This is a genomic window from Streptomyces sp. NPDC002181, from assembly GCF_042890485.1.
Taxonomy (GTDB): Bacteria; Actinomycetota; Actinomycetes; order Streptomycetales; family Streptomycetaceae; genus Streptomyces.
In genome coordinates this window covers 435,798-455,365 of record NZ_JBIASC010000004.1, presented here as the reverse complement: position 1 = coordinate 455,365, position 19,568 = coordinate 435,798, and the positions used below count along the sequence as shown (strand labels likewise).

Below are 19,568 nucleotides of genomic sequence, written 5' to 3'. Positions count from 1 at the left end.
AGGCCGATACGAGGAGGAACCGGTGGCGACTGCGCCTGGCGAGATGAATACCGCGCCAGTACGAGGACGATCCACCCGGCAGCGGGCAGCCGTCGCCGCGGCGCTGGACGAGGTGGACGAGTTCCGCAGCGCCCAGGAACTGCACGACATGCTCAAGCACCGCGGTGACTCGGTGGGCCTGACCACCGTGTACCGCACCCTCCAGTCGCTCGCCGACGCCGGCGAGGTCGACGTACTGCGCACCAGCGACGGGGAGTCGGTCTACCGGCGCTGTTCCACGGGGGACCACCACCATCACCTGGTCTGCCGCAAGTGCGGCAAGGCGGTCGAGGTGGAGGGCCCGGCGGTGGAGAAGTGGGCGGAGTCCATCGCGGCCGAGCACGGCTACGTGAACGTGGCCCACACGGTGGAGATCTTCGGCACCTGCGCCGACTGCGCGGCGGCCTCCGCCTCCGCCTAGAGCCTGCGCAGGTTCCGGTCGAGGATCCCGCGCAGGCGGTCGACGTCGGCCGGCTCCTCGGCCCCCCGCTTCGGCAGCACCGCGAGGCAGCTCGCGCGCGGGCCCCCGAGCAGGACGAAGAGCTCCGGCGTCTCGGCCCAGTGCGTGAAGAGCGTCCAGTCGCCCGTGTACGACATGGTCCGGCCGGTCGTAGCGGTGCCCCGCTCGTCGACCACCGTGCGGCACTGCCCGTACGCTGCCATCACCCCGTGGAGCCGGCGCGCCATGCCGCGCCGACCGCGCGAGACCCCGAAGGCCCCGGCGCCCAGGCCCAGCACCGCGCAGACCGCGACGAGGCCCGGCAGGAACCCCCGGAACAGGGCGAACCCCACCATGACGCCGGTCGTCACCAGCGGGACCAGGACCGTCTCCGCGCGGCCCGCCCCCGTCCGCCGGGCGCGGGCCCGGACGGCCCCGCGGAAGTCCTCGAACGCCGGCTCGTACACGAACACGGCCTGTTCCGTCCGCCCGGCCGGCCGCGTGCGCGTCGACCGCGCGCCATCCTCACTCATGTGCATGACACAGGAGCTTAGGCGACCCTCAGGCCCTGGGGCCCGGCTCGGGCTGGTTCGGGACGGCGCCGCCGAAGCGGCGGTCGCGCTGGGCGTACTCCAGGCAGGCCGCCCACAGGTCGCGGCGGTCGAAGTCCGGCCACAGCACGTCCTGGAAGACCATCTCGGCGTAGGCGCTCTGCCAGAGCAGGTAGTTGGAGGTGCGCTGCTCGCCGCTCGGCCGCAGGAACAGGTCCACGTCCGGCATGTCCGGGTAGTACATGTACTTCGCGAAGGTCTTCTCGTTGACCTTCGACGGGTCCAGCCTCCCCGCGGCCACGTCCCGGGCGATCGCCTGCGCCGCGTCCGCGATCTCCGCGCGGCCGCCGTAGTTCACGCAGAAGTACAGGGTCATCGCGTCGTTGTCGACGGTCTGCTCCTGGGCGACCTGGAGCTCCTGGACGACCGACTTCCACATCTTCGGCATGCGGCCGACCCAGCGGATCCGGATGCCCAGCTCGTTCATCTCGTCGCGGCGGCGCCGGATGACGTCACGGTTGAAGTTCATCAGGAAGCGGACCTCGTCGGGCGAGCGCTTCCAGTTCTCCGTCGAGAAGGCGTACAGGGAGAGGTTCTTGACGCCCATCTCCAGGCAGCCCTTGAGCACGTCGAGCACGACGCCCTCGCCGACCTTGTGGCCCTCGGTGCGCGGCAGCCCGCGCTCCTTGGCCCAGCGGCCGTTGCCGTCCATGACCACCGCGACGTGGTTCGGGACGAGCTCGCCGGGGATCTTCGGCGGGCGCTCACCGGACGGGTGCGGCTCGGGAACCTTGTACTCCCGGCGAGAGCGCCCCAGAATCCCGCGTCGTGCCATGTGTCCAGCTCCTATTTCTCGACGTATCGCAGGGAGCGTAGCCCGCGCTCCAGATGCCAGTGCAAATAGGCGGAGACGAGCCCACTGCCCTCCCGCACGTACCGCGCCTCGCAGGCGTCCGCATGCCCCCAGTCGCCCGTCAGCAGCGCGCTGAGCAGGGCGATGGCCTCCGACGAGGGTACGACGCTGCCGGCGACCCGGCAGTCACCGCAGACGACCCCGCCCGCGGCGACCGAGAAGTGCCGGTTGGGGCCATGGATCCCGCACTTCGCGCAGTCCGTGAAGCTGGGCGCGTAGCCGTTGACGGCGAGGGAGCGCAGCAGGAACGCGTCGAGGATGAGGTTCGGCTCGTGCTCGCCGCGCGAGAGCGTGCGCAGGGCGCCGATCAGCAGCAGGTACTGCTGTACGGCGGGCTCGCCCTCGTTCTCGGTGAACCGCTCGGCGGTCTCCAGCATCGCGGTGCCGGCGGTGTAGCGGGCGTAGTCGGTGACGATGCCGTTGCCGTACGGGGCGATGATCTCGGTCTGGGTGCAGAGCGGGAGGCTGCGGCCGATCAGCTCGCTGCCTCGCGCGAAGAACTGCACGTCGGCGTGGGAGAAAGGTTCCAGCCCGGCGCCGAACTTGGACTTCGTACGCCGCACCCCGCGGGCGACGGCCCGCACCCGGCCGTGGCCCCGGGTGAGGAGCGTGATGATGCGGTCCGCCTCACCCAGCTTCTGGGTGCGCAGCACGATGCCGTCGTCGCGGAACAGACTCATGCGCCCATTGTCGCCTGCCCGGGCGCGGCGATGGCCCTCCGCCCGGACACCGGTCCGGGTGGAGGGCCATCGACCGTGGGAGGGTCAGGAGGCGGGCGGGGCCTCCTCGTCCGCGCCGGCCTTCACGGCGACGGCGGGTGCCGTGCTCACGGCGGCGCCGACGGCGGCCTCGGCCACCGTCTCGGCCTCGGCCTCGGCCTCGGCAGGCTCCGCCGCCGGCGTCGCCGTCGCCATGGCCGCGGCCGGAGCCGTCGCCTGGGAGGGCACCGCGGCCGGTACGGCGCCGTGCGCATCGTCCTTGGCCAGGCCGTTGAAGATCAGGTTGAGCACGATCGCGGCCGAGGCGCCGAGCGTCACCCCGCTGTTGAGGAGCGAGGACAGGTCCGCGCCCATGTGGTCCTTGAAGAGCACCGGGACGGTCGCCGGCAGCAGGGCGAAGGCCAGGGAGACGCCCACGACCAGCGCGTTCTTCTCCTCCTTGAGGTCGACCTTGGCCAGGGTCTGGATACCGGCCAGCGCCACCATCGCGAACATCACCGTCGCCGCGCCGCCGAGCACTCCGTGCGGGACCGCGGCGACGATCGCGGCGGCCTTCGGGATCAGCCCGAGCACGATCATGAAGACGCCCGCGGCGACCACGACGAAGCGGCTCTTCACCTTGGTCATGCGCACCAGGCCGACGTTCTCGGCGAAGGCCACGTACGGGAAGGAGTTCAGGACGCCGCCGAGGGCGGTCGCGGCTCCGTCGGCGCGCAGGGCGCGGGCCACGGTCTCGCTGTCGATCTCCTTGCCGACGATGTCGCCGACGGCGTACGTGTCGCCGGTCGTCTCGACCATGGTGATCAGCATGACGATGAGCATCAGCAGGATCGGGAACCAGGCGAACTTCGGCGCCCCGTAGTGGAACGGGGTGGTGATGCCGATCCAGTCCGAGTTGCTCACATCGCCGAACTTGGCGTCGCCGAGCAGGAAGGCGACCGCGGTGCCGCCGACCAGGCCGATCAGGATCGCGATGCTGGACAGGAAGGGCTTGCCGAGCTTCATCAGGACGAGGATGAAGAGCATCGTGCCGCCGGCGTACGCGAAGTTCTTCGGGTCGCCGAAGTCCGGGCTGCCGAGACCGCCCGCGGCGTCGTTGAGACCGACGGGGATCAGGACGATGCCGAGGACGGTGATCACCGTGCCCGTGACGACCGGCGGGAAGAGCCTCATGACCGCACGGAAGGCCTTGGGGGGCAGCCAGGCGAAGGCGAAGGTCGCGATGCCGGCCGTGATGACCGCGCCGTAGATGACGAGCAGGCCCGCCGTGCCGCCGCCCGCTCCGAGCCCGATGGCGATCATCGGGGAGACCGCGGTGAAGGTGACGCCCTGGATCAGCGGCAGGCGGGCGCCGATCCGGCCGATGCCCCACGCTTGGATGATCGAGGCGATGCCGCAGGTGAACAGGTCGGCGTTGATCAGGTAGACCAGCTGCTCGGTGGTCAGGCCGAGGGCACCGCCCACGATGATCGGGACGATCACCGCACCGGCGTAGAACGCGAGTACGTGCTGGAAGCCGTACAGCGCCAGCTTGGGGAGGGGGAGCACCTCGTCGACCGGGTGCGTGCTGGGCTCTCCGCTGACGGGGAACCGGGCGGCGACACGTGCCATCTCTGCCTTGCCCTTCAAGAGGTAGGTAAACGAGAGGAATCTGGTTATCCCTGGGCGAAGCGGGTCTCCCCCGGCTACCGCCGGGAGGGGCCCCAGCCATTGGTTCGCCAGGGTTGTCAGTGCGTTCACGTGAATCGAAGCCCCGCTGTGTTACCGGCGGCGTCTCGTCGTGTGACCGGAATTGAACGCCTGTGGGGGTGCTCACAGATATCGTGGACTTCCACAAAGTGTTGACGCCTGGAGGCCTCAGGTCTGTGGGTATCTCCACTGGCGGATGTCTGCGCAGGGGCGTAATGCCGAGCGCGTCGAAACGCGTAGGCGCAGGTCAAAGCCCCGTCCGGATGTCCAAGGGGTGGACGGCCGAGGCCGGAACGCACGAATCCCCCCTTCACGCGGAGTGTGAAGGGGGGCGGATTCAGTAGCGCGAGGCCGGATCGTTACCCCGTCGAAGGCCCGGCGAGGCCGTCCCGAGACGGCACCGAGGCCGTACCGAGCCCGGACCGAGGCCGTTTCGGTCAGGATTACGGAGCCCGGACCGCCGACAGCAGACGGGCCACGTCCTCGGAGGCGATCCGCAGCGCGGCGCCCACCGTCGCGAGCACCTCGCGCTCGGCCGGGGTGTACGGGCCGTCCGCGAGGGCGATCCGGGCACCCTGGAGCAGGATCGATTCCCGACCGGGCCCGGCCAGATGCGGAGCCAGCGGCTCCAGGACCTCGTGGAGCTCGATCGCCAGCGCGGCGCCGCAGCACTCGGGCACGTCGTACAGCCCGAGCCGGCCCTCGTCGGTGGCCAGCGCCTCCACGAGGGACTCCAACTGCTCCTCCGTGCAGTCCTGGAAGCCCGCCGCCCGTACGGCCGACACGGCGGCGTCCAGCGCCCCGCGCGAGGCGGTCCCGCCTGCCGCCAGCACCGCCAGCGTCACGGTGTGCACGGCGTCGCGCAGCATCGCCGAGAAGCGGGTGGTGGTCAGGTGGTCGAGGACCTCGGTGTCGAAGCGCTCCCGGCAGCCGTGGCACTCGATGACGGGCCCGGCCGCTCCGCGCGGCAGCAGCGGGACGCCGAGGACCGTGAACCGGCGGCGCCCGGTGCGCCGGCGGTAGTTGCGGTCGCCACCGCAGTCGGGGCAGAAGAACTCCCCGTCACCCACGGTGCTCCAGGTGGTACGGATGCCCCAGACCGTCAGCTTCCGGCCGTCCCCACCCCGAACTGGCAGCACGTCGCACCTCCGTCACCTTCCGGCAGCATCGCCGGTTTGGCGTGATGTTAGCCACATCGGTGAGGATCCGTCAGTCGTGTGACAAGACAACCTGCGCCACCCGGGGGACTTGGCCGAACTGCGCCCCCGCCCGTCTCCGTTTTTCCCTACGCTCTGCCGCGTGAACGAGAAGTCCTGTCTGGTGACGGGTGCCGCGAGCGGCATCGGCAAGGCCACCGCCCTGTTGCTGGCCCGCTCCGGAGCCCGCGTCACCGCGGCTGACATCAATGGCCCCGGGGTCGGGGAAGTGCGTACGGAACTGGCCGCCGAGGGCATCGGCATCACCGTCGTGACGGGTGACGTCGCGGATCCGCGGGCCAACCGGGCGATGGTCGACGCCGCGGTGGAGGCGTACGGGAGGCTCGACGTCGCCGTGGCGAACGCGGGGGTGCTCCCCCTTTCGGACGTGAACGAGACCAGCCCCGAGGACTGGGACCACGTCATGGCGGTCGACGGCCGGGGCATGTTCTTGACCTGCAAGTACGCGATCGAGGCGATGACCGCGCAGGAGCGGCCGGGCGGGGCGCTGGTGTGCGTCTCCTCGGTCTCGGGCGTGGCCGGGCAGGCCCGGCAGGCGGCGTACGGGCCGGCGAAGTTCGTGGCGTCGGGGCTGACCAAGCACCTGGCGGTGGAGTGGGCGGCGCGCGGGATCCGGGTCAACGCGGTGGCACCCGGCACCATCCGTACGGAGCGGGTGCTGGCGCTCAGGGACGAGCCGGGCGGCCCGGAGTACCTGGCGGAGGTCTCCGCGGCCCATCCGATGGGGCGCCTCGGCGAGCCGGAGGAGGTGGCCCGGGTCATCGCCTTCCTTGCCTCGGACGCGGCCTCGTTCGTGACGGGCGCGATCGTGCCGGTGGACGGCGGCTACCTGGCCCGCTGAGCCCGGGAACGACGGAGCCCCGCCCCTCCGGAGGAGGGACGGGGCTACGCGTACGAGGGATCAGCGGCCCGCGCGGTTGACGGCGGAGATGACCGCCTTCAGGGAGGCGCGGGTGGTGTTGGCGTCGATGCCGATGCCCCACAGGACGCGGCCGTCGATCGCGCACTCGATGTACGAGGCGGCGACTGCGGAGGCGCCCTCGCTCATGGTGTGCTCGGTGTAGTCCAGCAGGCGGGCGTCGATGCCGATGCCGGCCAGCGCGTCGAAGAAGGCGGAGATCGGACCGTTGCCGGTGCCGTTCAGCACCGTCTCCACGCCGTCCACGACCGCCTCGACGGTCAGCGTGTCGGTGCCGTCCTTGTCGGTGGCCGTCGAGCCGGAGCGCAGCTGGATGCGTCCCCACGGGTTCTCGGGGTTCGGCAGGTACTCGTCGCAGAAGACGTCCCAGATCGCCTTCGGCGTGACCTCGCCGCCCTCGGCGTCGGTCTTGGCCTGGATGATCCGCGAGAACTCGATCTGCATGCGGCGCGGCAGTTCCAGCTTGTGGTCGTTCTTCAGGACGTACGCGATGCCGCCCTTGCCGGACTGCGAGTTGACCCGGATGACGGCCTCGTAGGAGCGGCCGACGTCCTTCGGGTCGATCGGCAGGTACGGAACCGCCCACTCGATGTCGTCGACCGTCTTGCCGGCGGCGGCCGCGTCGGCCTCCATGGCGTCGAAGCCCTTCTTGATGGCGTCCTGGTGGGAGCCGGAGAAGGCGGTGTAGACCAGGTCGCCCGCGTAGGGGTGGCGCGGGTGGACCTCCATCTGGTTGCAGTACTCGCTGGTGCGACGGATCTCGTCGATCTGCGAGAAGTCGATCTGCGGGTCGATGCCCTGCGAGAACAGGTTCATGCCCAGCGTGATCAGGTCGACGTTGCCGGTGCGCTCGCCCTGCCCGAACAGGCAGCCCTCGATGCGGTCGGCACCGGCCATCAGGGCCAGCTCGGCGGCGGCGACGGCGGTGCCGCGGTCGTTGTGCGGGTGCACGGAGATGCAGATGTGCTCGCGGCGGGTCAGGTTGCGGGCCATCCACTCGAAGCGGTCCGCGTGCGTGGAAGGCGTCGAACGCTCCACGGTGGCGGGCAGGTTCAGGATGATCTCGCGGCCCTCGGACGGCTGCCAGACGTCACAGACGGCCTCGCAGACCTCCAGGGCGAAGTCCAGCTCGGTGTCGGTGAAGATCTCCGGGCTGTACTGGTAGCCGAAGGTGGTCTCCGGACCCAGCAGCTTCTCGGCGTACTCCATGACCAGTCGGGTGCCGTCGACGGCGATCTGCTTGATCTGCTCCTTGGAACCGCGGAAGACGACCCGGCGGAAGGTGGGAGCGGTCGCGTTGTACAGGTGCACGGTGGCGCGCTTGGCGCCGACCAGGGACTCCACGGTCCGCTCGATCAGGTCCTCGCGGGCCTGGGTCAGTACGGAGATGGTGACGTCGTCCGGGACCGCGCCCTCTTCGATGATGGAGCGCACGAAGGCGAAGTCGGTCTCGCCGGAGGAGGGGAAGCCGACCTCGATCTCCTTGTAGCCCATGCGCACCAGCAGGTCGAACATCTCGCGCTTGCGGGCGGGGGTCATCGGGTCGATCAGCGACTGGTTGCCGTCGCGCAGGTCCGTGGAGAGCCAGCGGGGGGCCTTGGTGACGCGGGCGTCCGGCCAGGTGCGGTCCGCGATGTCGACCTGCTCGTACCGGCCGTACTTGTGGATCGGCATCCCGGAGGTCTTCTGGGTGTGGGTCGCGTTGGTGATGGGCGTGGGGCGACCGACAAAAGGCTGCTGGCTCATGGCGTTGGGCTCCTCGCGTGTCCGCGTGTAGTTCGCTGGGACGGCCGACGGCGGTCGTAAAAACCGCAACACCAAACTCCGCGGGGAGGGGGTCGGCCTACGACTACAGACCCTCGCCGCGGCAGCTAAGGAGAAGCAGCCCGAAACGCATGATGGGCCGAGCCTAACCGAGCCGCGCCGTAACGCGAGGACCTGTTTCAGTATGCGGGACCGGCCTGTCCGATTTGTACCCAATGTGAGTTAAATTGCTTTTCTCGATACAGGTCCGGCCGATCCGTCAACGCGGCGTGACCACTTTCAGACAACCGAATGAATCATGGTTGCAGGTAGTGACAAGGCGATGACTCACTGCCACATTGCCGGGATGGATGCCTCCCACGTTTCCCGCCACCCCGTCTTCTGCACGGTGGTCCCGCCCCACCTGCTCGACAAGATCGCCCAGTCCGAGCGGCTCCCGCGCGCCGACGCCGCCCAGCGCACCCTCGAACAGGACGCCCTGCTGCGCACCCGGCGCAGCGTCACCACCCTGCGCGGGATCGCCCCCGCCGTGGCGACGCCCGTCTCCGACGGGCCCCGCCGGACCATCTACGACGCCCAGCACCGCACCCGGCTGCCCGGGAAGAAGGTCCGCGGGGAGGGCGACGGGGCAAGCGGCGACGCCACCGTCAACCGCGCCTACGCGGGGCTCGGCGCCACGTACGAGCTGTTCCTGAAGGGCTTCGGCCGGCACTCGATCGACGACTCCGGGCTGGCCCTGGACGCGAGCGTGCACTACGGGCAGGAGTACAACAACGCCTTCTGGGACGGGCAGCAGATGGTGTTCGGCGACGGGGACGGGGACATCTTCCTCGACTTCACCGTGTCGATCGACGTCATCGGGCACGAGCTCACGCACGGGGTCACCCAGTACACCGCGAACCTCGAATACCACGGGCAGTCGGGCGCCCTGAACGAGTCGATGTCCGACGTCTTCGGCTCGCTGATCAAGCAGTACTCGCTGGACCAGACCGCCCAGGACGCGGACTGGCTGATCGGCGCCGGCCTGCTGGGACCGGACGTCAGCGGGGTCGCGCTGCGCTCGATGAAGGCACCGGGCACGGCATACGACGACGACGAGCTCGGCAAGGACCCGCAGCCGGCGACGATGGACGACTACGTGAGGACCTCGCAGGACAACGGCGGGGTGCACATCAATTCGGGCATCCCCAACCACGCCTTCTACCTGGTGGCGACCGAGCTGGGCGGCAAGGCGTGGGAGCGGGCCGGGCGGATCTGGTACGCCACGCTGACGGGCGGCGAGCTGGCCTCGGACGCGGACTTCAAGGACTTCGCCCGGCTGTCGGCCGCCTCCGCGGTGAGCCTGTACGGGGAAGGCGGCGCGGAGCACCAGGCCCTCCAGAAGGCGTGGTCGGCGGTCGGCCTGGGGTAGAACGCCGGACATGCGGATTCTGGTGGTGCGGACGGGCGGCTTCGCGGGCATCGAGCGCCGGGCCGAGGTGGACACCTCGGGCCGGCCCGACGAGGACGAGTGGCGGGCCCTGGCCCTCCTCGCGCTGCGGGCCGTCCCGCCCGCCCCCGGCTCGGACCGGATCCGGGACGGGTTCTCGTACCGGATCACCGTCGACGGCCGGACCGTCTCGTGCAAGGAGCCGAACCTGTCGGAGGCCCAGCGGACGCTGATCTCCCGGCTGCTGAAGGAGGGCGCCTGAGCGGCACTGCCGGAACGGCGGCGGCGACGCGGCGCCGGCGGCGCGGCGTTGCCGGAACGGCAACGGGGTTTGCCCGGGCGGGCGGGGCGGGCGGAGCATCGCCCGTACCGGCACCCGTACGGGAAGAGGAACCCATGACCGATCACGCGCACACGCACACGCACCCGCAGCCCCACCCGGCGTCCGGGCCCCCGGCGGGGGAGGAGTTCTGGGACGGCCGCTACGCGGAGAGCGGCCGGATCTGGAGCGGCGAGCCCAACGCCATGCTGGTGCACGAGGTGTCCGGCCTCGCCGCGGGGCGGGCCCTGGACCTCGGCTGCGGCGAGGGCGGCGACGCCGTGTGGCTGGCCCGTCGCGGGTGGACCGTCACCGGGACCGACATCTCCGGGGTCGCCCTCGGCCGGGCGGCCGGGCACGCGGCGGACGCCGGGGTCGCGGACCGGGTCTCCTTCGCGCGGCACGATCTGACGCAGTCCTTCCCCCAGGGGGAGTTCGACCTCGTCTCGGCCTGTTTCCTGCACAACTACGGGGACTTCCCGCGTGACGCCGTCCTGCGCACGGCCGCCGCGGCCGTGGCCCCCGGCGGCACCCTGCTGGTGGTCGGCCACGCGGGATGGGCGCCCTGGCAGGAGGACCGGGAGGAGGCGCACTTCCCCACGCCGGAGGAGGTGCTCGCGCAGCTGGAGCCGGTCACGGCGGGCTGGGAGGTGCTGCGCGCCGAGGAGACCGAGCGGGTCCAGGCGAAGCCCGACGGTACGCCGGGGCACCGTACGGACAACGTGGTGCGGGTACGCCGGCCCGCGTAGCGGCCCGGCACGACGACGGACGGACGCGGCCCCCGGGTGGGGGCCGCGTCCGTCCGTCGTGGTGCGGTTCGGCCGGTTCGGCCGCGCGCCTCAGAAGCCCAGCTTGCGCAGCTGCTTGGGGTCGCGCTGCCAGTCCTTGGCCACCTTGACGTGCAGGTCGAGGAAGACCGGGGTGCCGAGCAGCGCCTCGATGTGCTTGCGCGACTTCATCCCGACCTCCTTCAGCCGGGAGCCCTTCGGGCCGATGATGATGCCCTTCTGGCTGGGGCGCTCGATGTAGACGTTCGCGTGGATGTCCAGCAGCGGGCGGTCCGCCGGGCGGTTCTCCCGGGGGATCATCTCCTCGACCACGACGGCGATGGAGTGCGGGAGCTCGTCCCGTACGCCCTCCAGCGCGGCCTCGCGGATCAGCTCCGCGACCATCACCATCTCGGGCTCGTCGGTGAGGTCGCCCTCCGGGTACAGCGGCGGGCTCTCCGGCAGCAGCGGCGCGATCAGGTCGGCCAGCAGCTGGACCTGGGTGTCGCCGACCGCCGAGACGGGGACGATCTCGGTCCACTCGAAGCCCAGCTCCTCGGCGAGCTGGTGAACGGCGAGGAGCTGCTCGCCCACCTGCTTGGACTCGACCAGGTCGGTCTTGGTGATGATGGCGATCTTGGGGGTCTTCTTGATCCCCGCGAGCTCCTTGGCGATGAATTTGTCGCCGGGGCCGAGCTTCTGGTCGGCCGGCAGGCAGAAGCCGATCACGTCGACCTCGGCCCACGTGGTGCGCACGACGTCGTTCAGCCGCTCGCCGAGCAGGGTGCGCGGCTTGTGCAGACCGGGCGTGTCGACCAGGACGAGCTGGGCGTCGGGGCGGTGCACGATGCCGCGGACGGTGTGGCGGGTGGTCTGCGGCCGGTTGGAGGTGATCGCGACCTTGGTGCCCACGAGTGCGTTGGTCAGGGTCGACTTCCCCGCGTTGGGGCGGCCGACGAAGCAGGCGAAGCCCGCACGGTGCGGGGCGGTGGACTCGGGGGAACGATCGCTCATACGGGCCATTCTCCCCGATGCGGGTCCCGGCGCCGACCAGTCCGCCGCGAGGAGGGCCGGACAGGGGTCACGAGAGGGTCAGGGTCAGGACCGCCCGGTACGCGCCCGGCGGGGTGTACGGCGGCAGCGTGAGGGTGACGGCCGCGTCGATCGTGAAGGTGCCGCCCACCGAAGCGGCGTCCGGTACGGAGGCCAGCACCGCCCCCTCCGGTCCGACCGGCCCCGCGCTGCCCGCCGCGCACCGGCTCGCGCTTCCCGGCGCCGCCGTGCAGGTCGGGGTCCAGCTCAGCGAGGCGCCCGGGACCACGGCGCCGCCCGAACCCGTGAGGGCCGTGACCTTGCCGATCAGCGACCATCCCCTGGTTCCGCCCCGGGCGTCCCTGACCGTGACCGTCCCGATCCGGCCGGGGGCCGCGCCGCCCGCCCCGTACGGGTGCGGGCCCAGCGTGATCGACGCGCCGGTCTGGGTCAGCGACAGGGCGTCCGGATCGACCACCAGCGCCGTCACCTCCTGCACGGCCGCCCGCGGCGGGGCCGGGGCGAGCACCGTGTACGCCGCCGGGCCCGAGCCCTCCCGCGCCGACCACCGCGTGCCCTCGTACGCCACCACCGCCGTCGTGGCCCGGTCGGTGACCGGCAGCCGCGCCCGGACCTCCCCCCGCCCGTCCGCCGTCGCCGTCACCCGGTCCGCGGTCTCGGCGGCGCCCGACCGGCCGGCCACCGTCACCGCCGCACCCGGGACGAAGCCCGCGCCGGTGACCTCGACCTCCGCTCCCGGTTTCCCGTACGCCGTGCCGAGCGCGACCGAGCGCAGGTTGACCCGGGCGGGGGTCCCCCCGGCGGTGACCGGGGGAGCGCTCGCGGTCAGCCGTGCGGACACCGGCGCCCCGCCGGTGGCTTCGCAGGCGGTGTCCAGGTCCAGCAGGTGGCTGGTGTGGAGCGTGTAGCCGCCCGGGGCCAGGGTGATCCCGCCCGGCGCGGTGACGGTGAAGGTGCCGGTCATGGTGACGGCCGGCAGTCCCGCCCCCGCCTGGACGGGGTCGTTGCGCTTCGCCCCCACGACGGTCACCTCACCGCTCTGCGCACCCCCGAGCAGGATCCGTCCGGTGGGGGTCAGTACATCGGCCGGGAGCGCGCCGGCGATCGGGTTCACGGCGGGGGTCCGGGTCACCTGGTACGTCACGGTGACCGTGTCCCCGACCTCGGGCGCCGGGTCGTCCACGGTGATCCGGGCCGCGGTCGGGCCGTCGGCGGGCGCCAGAGCGGCCTCCTGGGGCGGCAGGCACCGCGTCGGGAACTCCACCTGGCCGGAGGGGGTTTCCGATTCGGCGGCGGCGGGCGGGCTCAGCACTCCCCCGGTCGTCGCCGCGAGCGCGGCCACGCCGAAGGCCACCGACCATCTCCTGCTGCTGCCCGCCCGTGTTCGCACGGCCCGCCCCCTGGGTTCCCTCGCGCCGACAGGGGGCCATTCACGAGCGGGCGGGGGAAGAAGTCAAGGCACGGACCCGGCAGAAACTGATGGCCCATCAGGAGATGGCGGATTCCCCTCGTCCGCCGGCCGCGCGGAACGTGCGCCGGTACGCCGTCGGGCTCACCCCGAGCGCCGCCTGCACGTGCTTGCGCAGGGACTGCGCCGTCCCGAAACCCGTCTCCCGCGCCACCTGTTCCATCGGCAGCTCCGTCCTCTCCAGCAGCCGGCGGGCCCGCTCCACCCGCTGGCCGACGATCCACTCCCCCGGACTGACCCCCGATTCCTCCCGGAAGCGGCGCGTGAACGTCCGTACCGACATGGCCTCCTGCCGGGCCAGGTCCACCAGACGCACCGGCTCGTGCAGCCGGTCCAGCACCCACGCGCGGGCCGCCGCCGTACTGGCCAGCTGCGGCTGCGGTACCGGACGGTCGATGAACTGGGCCTGCCCGCCGTCCCGGTGCGGCGGTACGACGGTCCGCCGGGCCACGTCGTTCGCGACGGCCGCGCCGTGGTCGCGGCGCACGATGTGCAGGCACAGGTCGATGCCGGCGGCGACCCCGGCCGAGGTCAGCACGTCCCCGTCGTCGGTGTACAGCACGTCCGCGTCCACCCGGACGGCCGGGAAGAGCCGCTGGAAGTGCTCGGCGTGGAACCAGTGGGTGGTGGCCGGGCGGCCGTCCAGGAACCCCGCGGCGGCCAGCACGTACCCGCCGGTGCAGATCGAGACGAGCCGCGTCCCGGGCCGGATGTGCGCGAGCGCCGCGGCGAGTTCACCGGTCAGCAGACCCTCCTCGTACACCGGCCCCAGCTCGTACGAGGCGGGCACGACCACCGTGTCGGCGGTGGCCAGCAGCTCGGGGCCGTGCTCGACCTGGACCGCGAAATCGGCGTCCGTGCGCACCGGCCCGGCGGCCAGGGCACAGGTGAGGATCTCGTACAGCGGCGCTCCGGCGGGATCTTTGGCGCGGCCGAAGATCCGGTGCGGGATGCCGAGCTCGAAGGGCAGCAGCCCGGTGAGCGCGAGGACGACGACACGGTGAGGGGCCATGGCCCGATCATATCGAAGGGTGTCGGTCAGGCCACTGTCGTACGGGGGCCTCCCGGCCCGAAGCTGTCGGCGTGACGCAGACAGCCTCCGACGCAGCCCCCGCCCCCGCTCCCCCGGCCCCCGCCCCGAACCCCCCGGGGCGCATCCACCGCGCCTGGTTCGTGGCGGCCGTCGCGTTCGTGACGATCATCGGCGCCGCCGCCTTCGCCTCCCTGCCCGGACTGCTCATCGAGCCGCTGCACGAGGAGTTCGACTGGTCGCGCGGCACGATCGGCTTCGCCGTCTCGGTGAACCTCGCGCTCTACGGGCTCACGGCGCCCTTCGCCGCAGCGCTGATGGACCGTTTCGGCATCCGCAAGGTGGTGGCGCTGGCCCTGCTGGTCATATCCGGCGGCACGGCGGCCACCGTGTGGATGACGGCGTCCTGGCAGCTGGTGCTGTTCTGGGGCGTGCTGGTGGGCCTGGGCAGCGGCTCCATGGCACTGGCCTTCGCGGCGACGGTGACCAACCGCTGGTTCACCGCCCGGCGCGGGCTGGTCACCGGCATCCTGACCGCGGCCGGGGCCTCCGGCCAGCTGATCTTCCTGCCGCTGCTGTCCTGGCTGGTGGTGCACCACGGCTGGCGCCCGGCGGCCGTGACGGTCTCACTGGCGGCGCTGGCGGTCGTCCCGTTCGTCTGGCTGCTGATGCGCGACCACCCGGCCGACGTGGGGCTCGCGCCGTACGGGGGCACCTACGCCGAGAAGCCCGCACCGGCCCTCGGGGCGGCGCGCCGGGCGGTGACGGTGCTGTTCAAGGCGGCCCGTACCGGCCCGTTCTGGCTCTTGGCGGGCACCTTCGCGATCTGCGGCGCCTCGACCAACGGGCTGGTCAAGACCCACTTCGTGCCGGCGGCACACGACCACGGCATGCCGGTGACGGCGGCCGCGGGGCTGCTCGCGGTGATCGGCGTGTTCGACGTGATCGGCACCATCGCCTCCGGCTGGTTCACGGACCGCTTCGAGGCGCGCCGCCTGCTGGCGGTGTACTACGCGCTGCGCGGGATCTCGCTGATGTTCCTGCCGATGCTGCTGGCACCGTCCGTGCACCCGCCGATGGTCTTCTTCATCATCTTCTACGGGCTGGACTGGGTCGCGACCGTCCCGCCGACCATCGCGCTCTGCCGCGAGCACTACGGGGAGGACAGCGCGATCGTCTTCGGCTGGGTCCTGGCCTCGCACCAGGTGGGTGCGGCGCTGGTGGCCTTCCTGGGCGGCCTGGCCCGCGACGCCTTCGGCAGCTACGACCTGGTCTGGTACGCGTCGGGCGCGCTGTGCGCGATGGCGGCGCTGATGGCGATGGTGATCCGCCGCCGCCCTGCCGCCCTCACGGCGTGAGCAGGGCGGCCGCGGGCCGCCGCGGGGTCAGGCGCCCGCCGGGGTCGTGGACTTGAGGGTGCCGTCCGGGCCGGCCAGCAGGACCGGGGTGGCCGGGCCGCCGAGGTCGCTGACCGCCGCGCGGTCGGCGTCGGCCACCGCCTCCGCCGAGCTCACCACGGCCGCGGCCTCCAGGGACTCGGCCCCGCTCGCCACCGCCATCGCGACCGCCGTCTGCAGCGCGCTCAGCTTGAGGGAGTCCAGCTCCACCGTCCCGGCGACGTACGTACGGCCGGTCTCGTCCCGCACCGCCGCGCCCTCGGGCACCCCGTTGCGGGCCCGGGCGCTGCGCGCCAGCGTGATGATCTTGCTGTCCTCGGGGTTGATCCCGGTGCTGTCGGTCATGGGCGAAAGCATATGGAGCGTCTCGGCGGGGCCGCACGACGGCCCCGCCGAGACGCTCTCCCCTCCGCCCCCGTGTCCCCCGGCTCCTGAGGCATGCGGGACCAAACCTAGGCTCTGGATCAGCAGAACCTGCGGTCCAAAGGTCACAGAGCTCAGTGACCTTCGTCCTTTCCGTGTTCCGCCCTCTCGGGTGGTCGAGCCTCACGGACGGTCCACCCTCACGGACGGTCGAGCCGGAGCCGCTCCGCCCTCGGCAGACCCGCGACCACCAGGTCGTACGAGTCCTCGACCAGCTCCCTCACCAGCGCGTCCGGCAGCGTGCCGACCGTCACCGTGTTCCAGTGCCGCTTGTTCATGTGCCAGCCCGGCACGATCGCCTCGTGCTCCTCCCGCAGCCGCACCGCCAGCTCCGGTTCGCACTTGAGGTTGACCTTGAGCGGCTCGGCGTCCAGCGCGCTCAGCGCGAACACCTTCCCCAGCACCTTGAACACCGAGGTCTCGGGCGTGAAGGGGAACTCCTCCACCGCCGCGTTGAACCCCAGGCAGAACGCGCGCAGCTCCGCCGGCGTCATGCGCCCTCCCCGTCCTCGCCCGCCGCCCGGGCCTGCGGCTCCACCAGCACCGTCACGATCTTGTTCCGGCGGCCGGCCGGGGACTCGGCCGTCAGCAGCAGCGGCCGCCCGTCCGGCAGTTCCACGACCGCCGAGGCGCCCGCGATCGGCACCCGGCCCAGCGCCTTGGCGAGCAGGCCGCCGACCGTCTCCACGTCCTCGTCGTCGTAGTCCTCGACCTTGAACAGCTCGCCGAGGTCGGTGATGTCGAGGCGCGCGGTCACCCGGTAGCGGTCCCCGCCCAGCTCCTCGACCGGCGCGAGCTCGCGGTCGTACTCGTCGGTGATCTCGCCGACGATCTCCTCCAGGATGTCCTCGATGGTGACGATGCCCGCCGTGCCGCCGTACTCGTCGATGACGACGGCCACGTGGTTGCGCACCTGCTGCATCTCGCGCAGCAGGTCGCCCGCGTTCTTGGTGTCCGGTACGAACACCGCGGGCCGCATGGCGGTCGTGACCAGGTCGGCCTCGGCCTCCCGGCTGATGTGCGTCTTGCGGACCAGGTCCTTCAGGTACACGATGCCGACGATGTCGTCCTCGTTCTCCCCGGTGACCGGGATGCGCGAGAAACCCGACCGCAGCGCCAGCGTGGTCGCCTGACGGATCGTCTTGTACCGCTCGATGCAGACCAGGTCGGTGCGCGGCACCATCACCTCGCGCACGAGCGTGTCGCCGAGCTCGAAGACCTGGTGCACCATCCGGCGCTCCTCGTCCTCGATCAGCGACTCCTTCTCCGCCAGGTCGACCATCGCGCGCAGCTCCGCCTCGGAGGCGAACGGCCCCTTGCGGAAGCCCTTTCCGGGCGTGAGCGCGTTGCCGATGAGGATCAGCAGCTGCGGGATGGGCCCCATGACGCGGGCCAGCGGGACCAGGACGTACGAGGCCGCCGTCGCCGTGTTGAGGGGGTGCTGGCGGCCGATGGTGCGCGGGGAGACCCCGACGGCCACGAAGGACACCAGCACCATCACGGCGATCGCGACGAGCAGCGCCTTCCAGTTGTCGCCGAACTCGTCGAGGCAGACGTACGTGACGAGCACGCCGGCCGCCATCTCGCAGGTGACCCGCACGAGCAGCGCCACGTTGAGGTACCGGGTGGGGTCGGCGGCGACCTGCGCCAGCTTCGCGCTGCCGCGCCGGCCCTCCCGTACGGCCTGCTCGGCGCGGAAGCCGGAGATCCGGGCGATGCCGGACTCCGCGCACGCGGCGAACCAGGCCACCACCACCAGCAGCACCGCGCCGGTGATCAGCTGCGGGGCGGTCACGAGACGGTCGGGGCCGGGGACGGACCGGTGATGCCGCGCTCACCGCGCCAGCCGTCGACGATGGCCGCCTGGAGGCCGAACATCTCGGCCTTCTCGTCCGGCTCCTCGTGGTCGTACCCGAGCAGGTGCAGCACCCCGTGGACGGTCAGGAGCTGGAGCTCCTCGTCCATGGAGTGCTGCGTCGGGGCTTCCTCGCCCTGCTTCTTGGCGACCTCGGGGCAGAGCACGATGTCGCCGAGGAGACCCTGCGGGGGCTCCTCCTCGTCCTTGGCCGGCGGACGGAGCTCGTCCATCGGGAAGGACATGACGTCGGTGGGACCGGGCAGGTCCATCCACTGGATGTGGAGCTGCTCCATGGCGTCCTCGTCGATGACGATGACGGAGAGCTCGGACAGCGGGTGGATCCGCATCCGGGTGAGCGCGTAACGGGCGATGTCGAGGATCGCCCGCTCGTCGACCTCGGTTCCGGACTCGTTGTTGACGTCGATCGACATGGTGCGCTGGGTTCTACTTCCGCTGGTAGCCGTTCCGGGACTGCTGGGCGTCCTGGCTGTCGTCGTACTTCTCGTACGCATCGACGATACGGCCGACGAGCTTGTGCCGGACGACATCCTCGGACGTGAGCCGCGAGAAGTGGATGTCCGGGACCCCCTCCAGGATCTTCTGGACCTCGCGCAGACCGCTCTTGGCACCACCCGGCAGGTCGATCTGCGTGATGTCACCGGTCACGACGATCTTCGAGTCGAACCCGAGCCGGGTCAGGAACATCTTCATCTGCTCGGCCGTGGTGTTCTGCGCCTCGTCGAGCACGACGAACGCCTCGTTGAGGGTGCGACCCCTCATGTAGGCCAGCGGCGCGACCTCGATGGTGCCCGCCGCCATCAGGCGCGGGATCGAGTCCGGGTCGATCATGTCGTGCAGCGCGTCGTACAGCGGGCGCAGGTACGGGTCGATCTTGTCGAAGAGGGTGCCGGGCAGGAAGCCGAGCCGCTCTCCGGCCTCGACGGCGGGGCGGGTCAGGATGATCCGGCTGACCTGCTTGGACTGCAGGGCCTGGACCGCCTTGGCCATGGCCAGGTAGGTCTTGCCGGTACCGGCGGGGCCGATGCCGAACACGATCGTGTTCTTGTCGATCGCGTCGACGTACCGCTTCTGGTTGAGGGTCTTGGGGCGGATGGTGCGGCCGCGACTGGAGAGGATGTTCTGAGTGAGCACCTCCGCCGGAGTCTCGTCCGGGCCGTTGCCGTTGCCGCTCGCCTTGAGCATGGCGATCGAACGTTCCACTGCGTCCTCCGTCATCGGCTGCCCGGTGCGGAGCACCAGCATCATCTCGTCGAACAGGCGCTGGACCAGGGCGACTTCCGCCGCGTCTCCGACCGCGCTGACCTGATTGCCCCGAACATGGATGTCGGCCTTCGGAAAGGCCTTCTCGATCACGCGCAACAGGGCGTCACCAGAGCCGAGCACCGCGACCATCGGATGCCTGGCCGGAACGGTGAAATGGGCTCGCGCCTGCCCCGGCGCCGGGTTCTGGGCTGTGGGTGTCTGAGTCATGGGCCGGCACTGTGGCCTGCACATACCTCCCGCTGAGGGGCCTCGCCGATCGACGACCTCCGGAGTACCAAGGGTACGACTCC

General features: G+C 71.4%; 20 protein-coding genes. 6 read left to right on the top strand and 14 right to left on the bottom strand.

Annotated features, from left to right (window positions below; genetic code table 11):
• Window positions 1-22 precede the first annotated feature (22 nt).
• The gene (locus tag ACFYXV_RS14460; RefSeq protein WP_078865624.1) at window positions 23-460 is read left to right on the top strand and encodes a Fur family transcriptional regulator; all 438 of its coding nucleotides are present in this window, start codon (window positions 23-25) and stop codon (window positions 458-460) included.
• Here ACFYXV_RS14460 and ACFYXV_RS14455 read toward each other — a convergent pair.
• The 5 genes from ACFYXV_RS14455 to ACFYXV_RS14435 form a co-directional block, all read right to left on the bottom strand.
• Window positions 457-951, bottom strand: a complete 495-nt coding sequence (locus tag ACFYXV_RS14455) for a YcxB family protein (protein ID WP_389383017.1) — start codon at window positions 949-951, stop codon at window positions 457-459. The two genes, ACFYXV_RS14460 and ACFYXV_RS14455, sit on opposite strands and share 4 nt — an antisense overlap.
• A gap of 88 nt (window positions 952-1,039) precedes the next feature.
• A complete protein-coding gene (locus ACFYXV_RS14450; RefSeq protein ID WP_383351720.1) occupies window positions 1,040-1,864 on the bottom strand; it encodes an isoprenyl transferase in 825 nt (274 codons plus the stop codon).
• Window positions 1,865-1,875: 11 nt separating this feature from the next.
• Window positions 1,876-2,622, bottom strand: coding sequence for a DNA repair protein RecO (gene recO, locus ACFYXV_RS14445; protein WP_030162779.1), 747 nt, complete (start codon window positions 2,620-2,622; stop codon window positions 1,876-1,878).
• Window positions 2,623-2,706: 84 nt separating this feature from the next.
• A complete protein-coding gene (locus ACFYXV_RS14440; protein WP_389383016.1) occupies window positions 2,707-4,272 on the bottom strand; it encodes a nucleobase:cation symporter-2 family protein in 1,566 nt (521 codons plus the stop codon).
• A 521-nt stretch (window positions 4,273-4,793) separates the two neighbouring features.
• The gene (locus tag ACFYXV_RS14435) at window positions 4,794-5,489 is read right to left on the bottom strand and encodes a TerB family tellurite resistance protein (protein ID WP_385477118.1); all 696 of its coding nucleotides are present in this window, start codon (window positions 5,487-5,489) and stop codon (window positions 4,794-4,796) included.
• A gap of 160 nt (window positions 5,490-5,649) precedes the next feature.
• Between ACFYXV_RS14435 and ACFYXV_RS14430 the strand changes: the two genes are divergently transcribed.
• The gene (locus ACFYXV_RS14430; protein WP_389383015.1) at window positions 5,650-6,408 is read left to right on the top strand and encodes an SDR family NAD(P)-dependent oxidoreductase; all 759 of its coding nucleotides are present in this window, start codon (window positions 5,650-5,652) and stop codon (window positions 6,406-6,408) included.
• Between the two features lie 60 nt (window positions 6,409-6,468).
• Here ACFYXV_RS14430 and leuA read toward each other — a convergent pair whose 3' ends face one another.
• The gene (leuA, locus tag ACFYXV_RS14425) at window positions 6,469-8,232 is read right to left on the bottom strand and encodes a 2-isopropylmalate synthase (protein ID WP_385477112.1); all 1,764 of its coding nucleotides are present in this window, start codon (window positions 8,230-8,232) and stop codon (window positions 6,469-6,471) included.
• 364 nt (window positions 8,233-8,596) lie between these two features.
• On the opposite strand from leuA, the gene ACFYXV_RS14420 reads away from it, so the two are divergent.
• The 3 genes from ACFYXV_RS14420 to ACFYXV_RS14410 all read left to right on the top strand — a co-directional run bounded on the left by ACFYXV_RS14420 (window position 8,597) and on the right by ACFYXV_RS14410 (window position 10,747).
• On the top strand, window positions 8,597-9,661 hold the full coding sequence (locus ACFYXV_RS14420) for a M4 family metallopeptidase (RefSeq protein WP_385477110.1): 1,065 nt from the start codon (window positions 8,597-8,599) through the stop codon (window positions 9,659-9,661).
• A gap of 10 nt (window positions 9,662-9,671) precedes the next feature.
• On the top strand, window positions 9,672-9,941 hold the full coding sequence (locus tag ACFYXV_RS14415) for a protealysin inhibitor emfourin (RefSeq protein ID WP_389383014.1): 270 nt from the start codon (window positions 9,672-9,674) through the stop codon (window positions 9,939-9,941).
• A 134-nt stretch (window positions 9,942-10,075) separates the two neighbouring features.
• On the top strand, window positions 10,076-10,747 hold the full coding sequence (locus ACFYXV_RS14410) for an SAM-dependent methyltransferase (RefSeq protein ID WP_389383013.1): 672 nt from the start codon (window positions 10,076-10,078) through the stop codon (window positions 10,745-10,747).
• Window positions 10,748-10,837: 90 nt separating this feature from the next.
• Here the strand turns inward: ACFYXV_RS14410 and era are convergent, their stop codons facing one another.
• The 3 genes from era to ACFYXV_RS14395 all read right to left on the bottom strand — a co-directional run bounded on the left by era (window position 10,838) and on the right by ACFYXV_RS14395 (window position 14,298).
• Window positions 10,838-11,788 (bottom strand): GTPase Era, encoded by a 951-nt coding sequence (era, locus tag ACFYXV_RS14405; protein ID WP_030862481.1) that lies wholly within the window; start codon window positions 11,786-11,788, stop codon window positions 10,838-10,840.
• Between the two features lie 58 nt (window positions 11,789-11,846).
• Window positions 11,847-13,172, bottom strand: a complete 1,326-nt coding sequence (locus ACFYXV_RS14400; protein WP_389383012.1) for a beta-xylosidase — start codon at window positions 13,170-13,172, stop codon at window positions 11,847-11,849.
• A gap of 133 nt (window positions 13,173-13,305) precedes the next feature.
• Entirely contained in the window at window positions 13,306-14,298 is a 993-nt protein-coding gene (locus ACFYXV_RS14395) for a GlxA family transcriptional regulator (RefSeq protein ID WP_385477350.1), read from the bottom strand.
• Window positions 14,299-14,369: 71 nt separating this feature from the next.
• Here ACFYXV_RS14395 and ACFYXV_RS14390 point away from each other — a divergent pair, with 71 nt between their 5' ends.
• Window positions 14,370-15,674, top strand: a complete 1,305-nt coding sequence (locus ACFYXV_RS14390) for an MFS transporter (RefSeq protein WP_389383011.1) — start codon at window positions 14,370-14,372, stop codon at window positions 15,672-15,674.
• A 27-nt stretch (window positions 15,675-15,701) separates the two neighbouring features.
• Here the strand turns inward: ACFYXV_RS14390 and ACFYXV_RS14385 are convergent, their stop codons facing one another.
• The 5 genes from ACFYXV_RS14385 to ACFYXV_RS14365 all read right to left on the bottom strand — a co-directional run bounded on the left by ACFYXV_RS14385 (window position 15,702) and on the right by ACFYXV_RS14365 (window position 19,485).
• Window positions 15,702-16,058 carry a cytidine deaminase gene (locus ACFYXV_RS14385; RefSeq protein WP_383352060.1) on the bottom strand — a complete coding sequence of 119 codons (357 nt, stop codon included), beginning with the start codon at window positions 16,056-16,058 and terminating at the stop codon, window positions 15,702-15,704.
• 218 nt (window positions 16,059-16,276) lie between these two features.
• A complete protein-coding gene (locus tag ACFYXV_RS14380; protein ID WP_389383010.1) occupies window positions 16,277-16,630 on the bottom strand; it encodes an MmcQ/YjbR family DNA-binding protein in 354 nt (117 codons plus the stop codon).
• Entirely contained in the window at window positions 16,627-17,931 is a 1,305-nt protein-coding gene (locus ACFYXV_RS14375) for a hemolysin family protein (protein WP_389383009.1), read from the bottom strand. The genes ACFYXV_RS14380 and ACFYXV_RS14375 overlap by 4 nt, the downstream gene beginning before the upstream one ends.
• On the bottom strand, window positions 17,928-18,425 hold the full coding sequence (ybeY, locus tag ACFYXV_RS14370) for an rRNA maturation RNase YbeY (RefSeq protein WP_385472362.1): 498 nt from the start codon (window positions 18,423-18,425) through the stop codon (window positions 17,928-17,930). The genes ACFYXV_RS14375 and ybeY overlap by 4 nt, the downstream gene beginning before the upstream one ends.
• 13 nt (window positions 18,426-18,438) lie before the next feature.
• Entirely contained in the window at window positions 18,439-19,485 is a 1,047-nt protein-coding gene (locus ACFYXV_RS14365; protein WP_383352069.1) for a PhoH family protein, read from the bottom strand.
• Window positions 19,486-19,568: the final 83 nt, after the last annotated feature.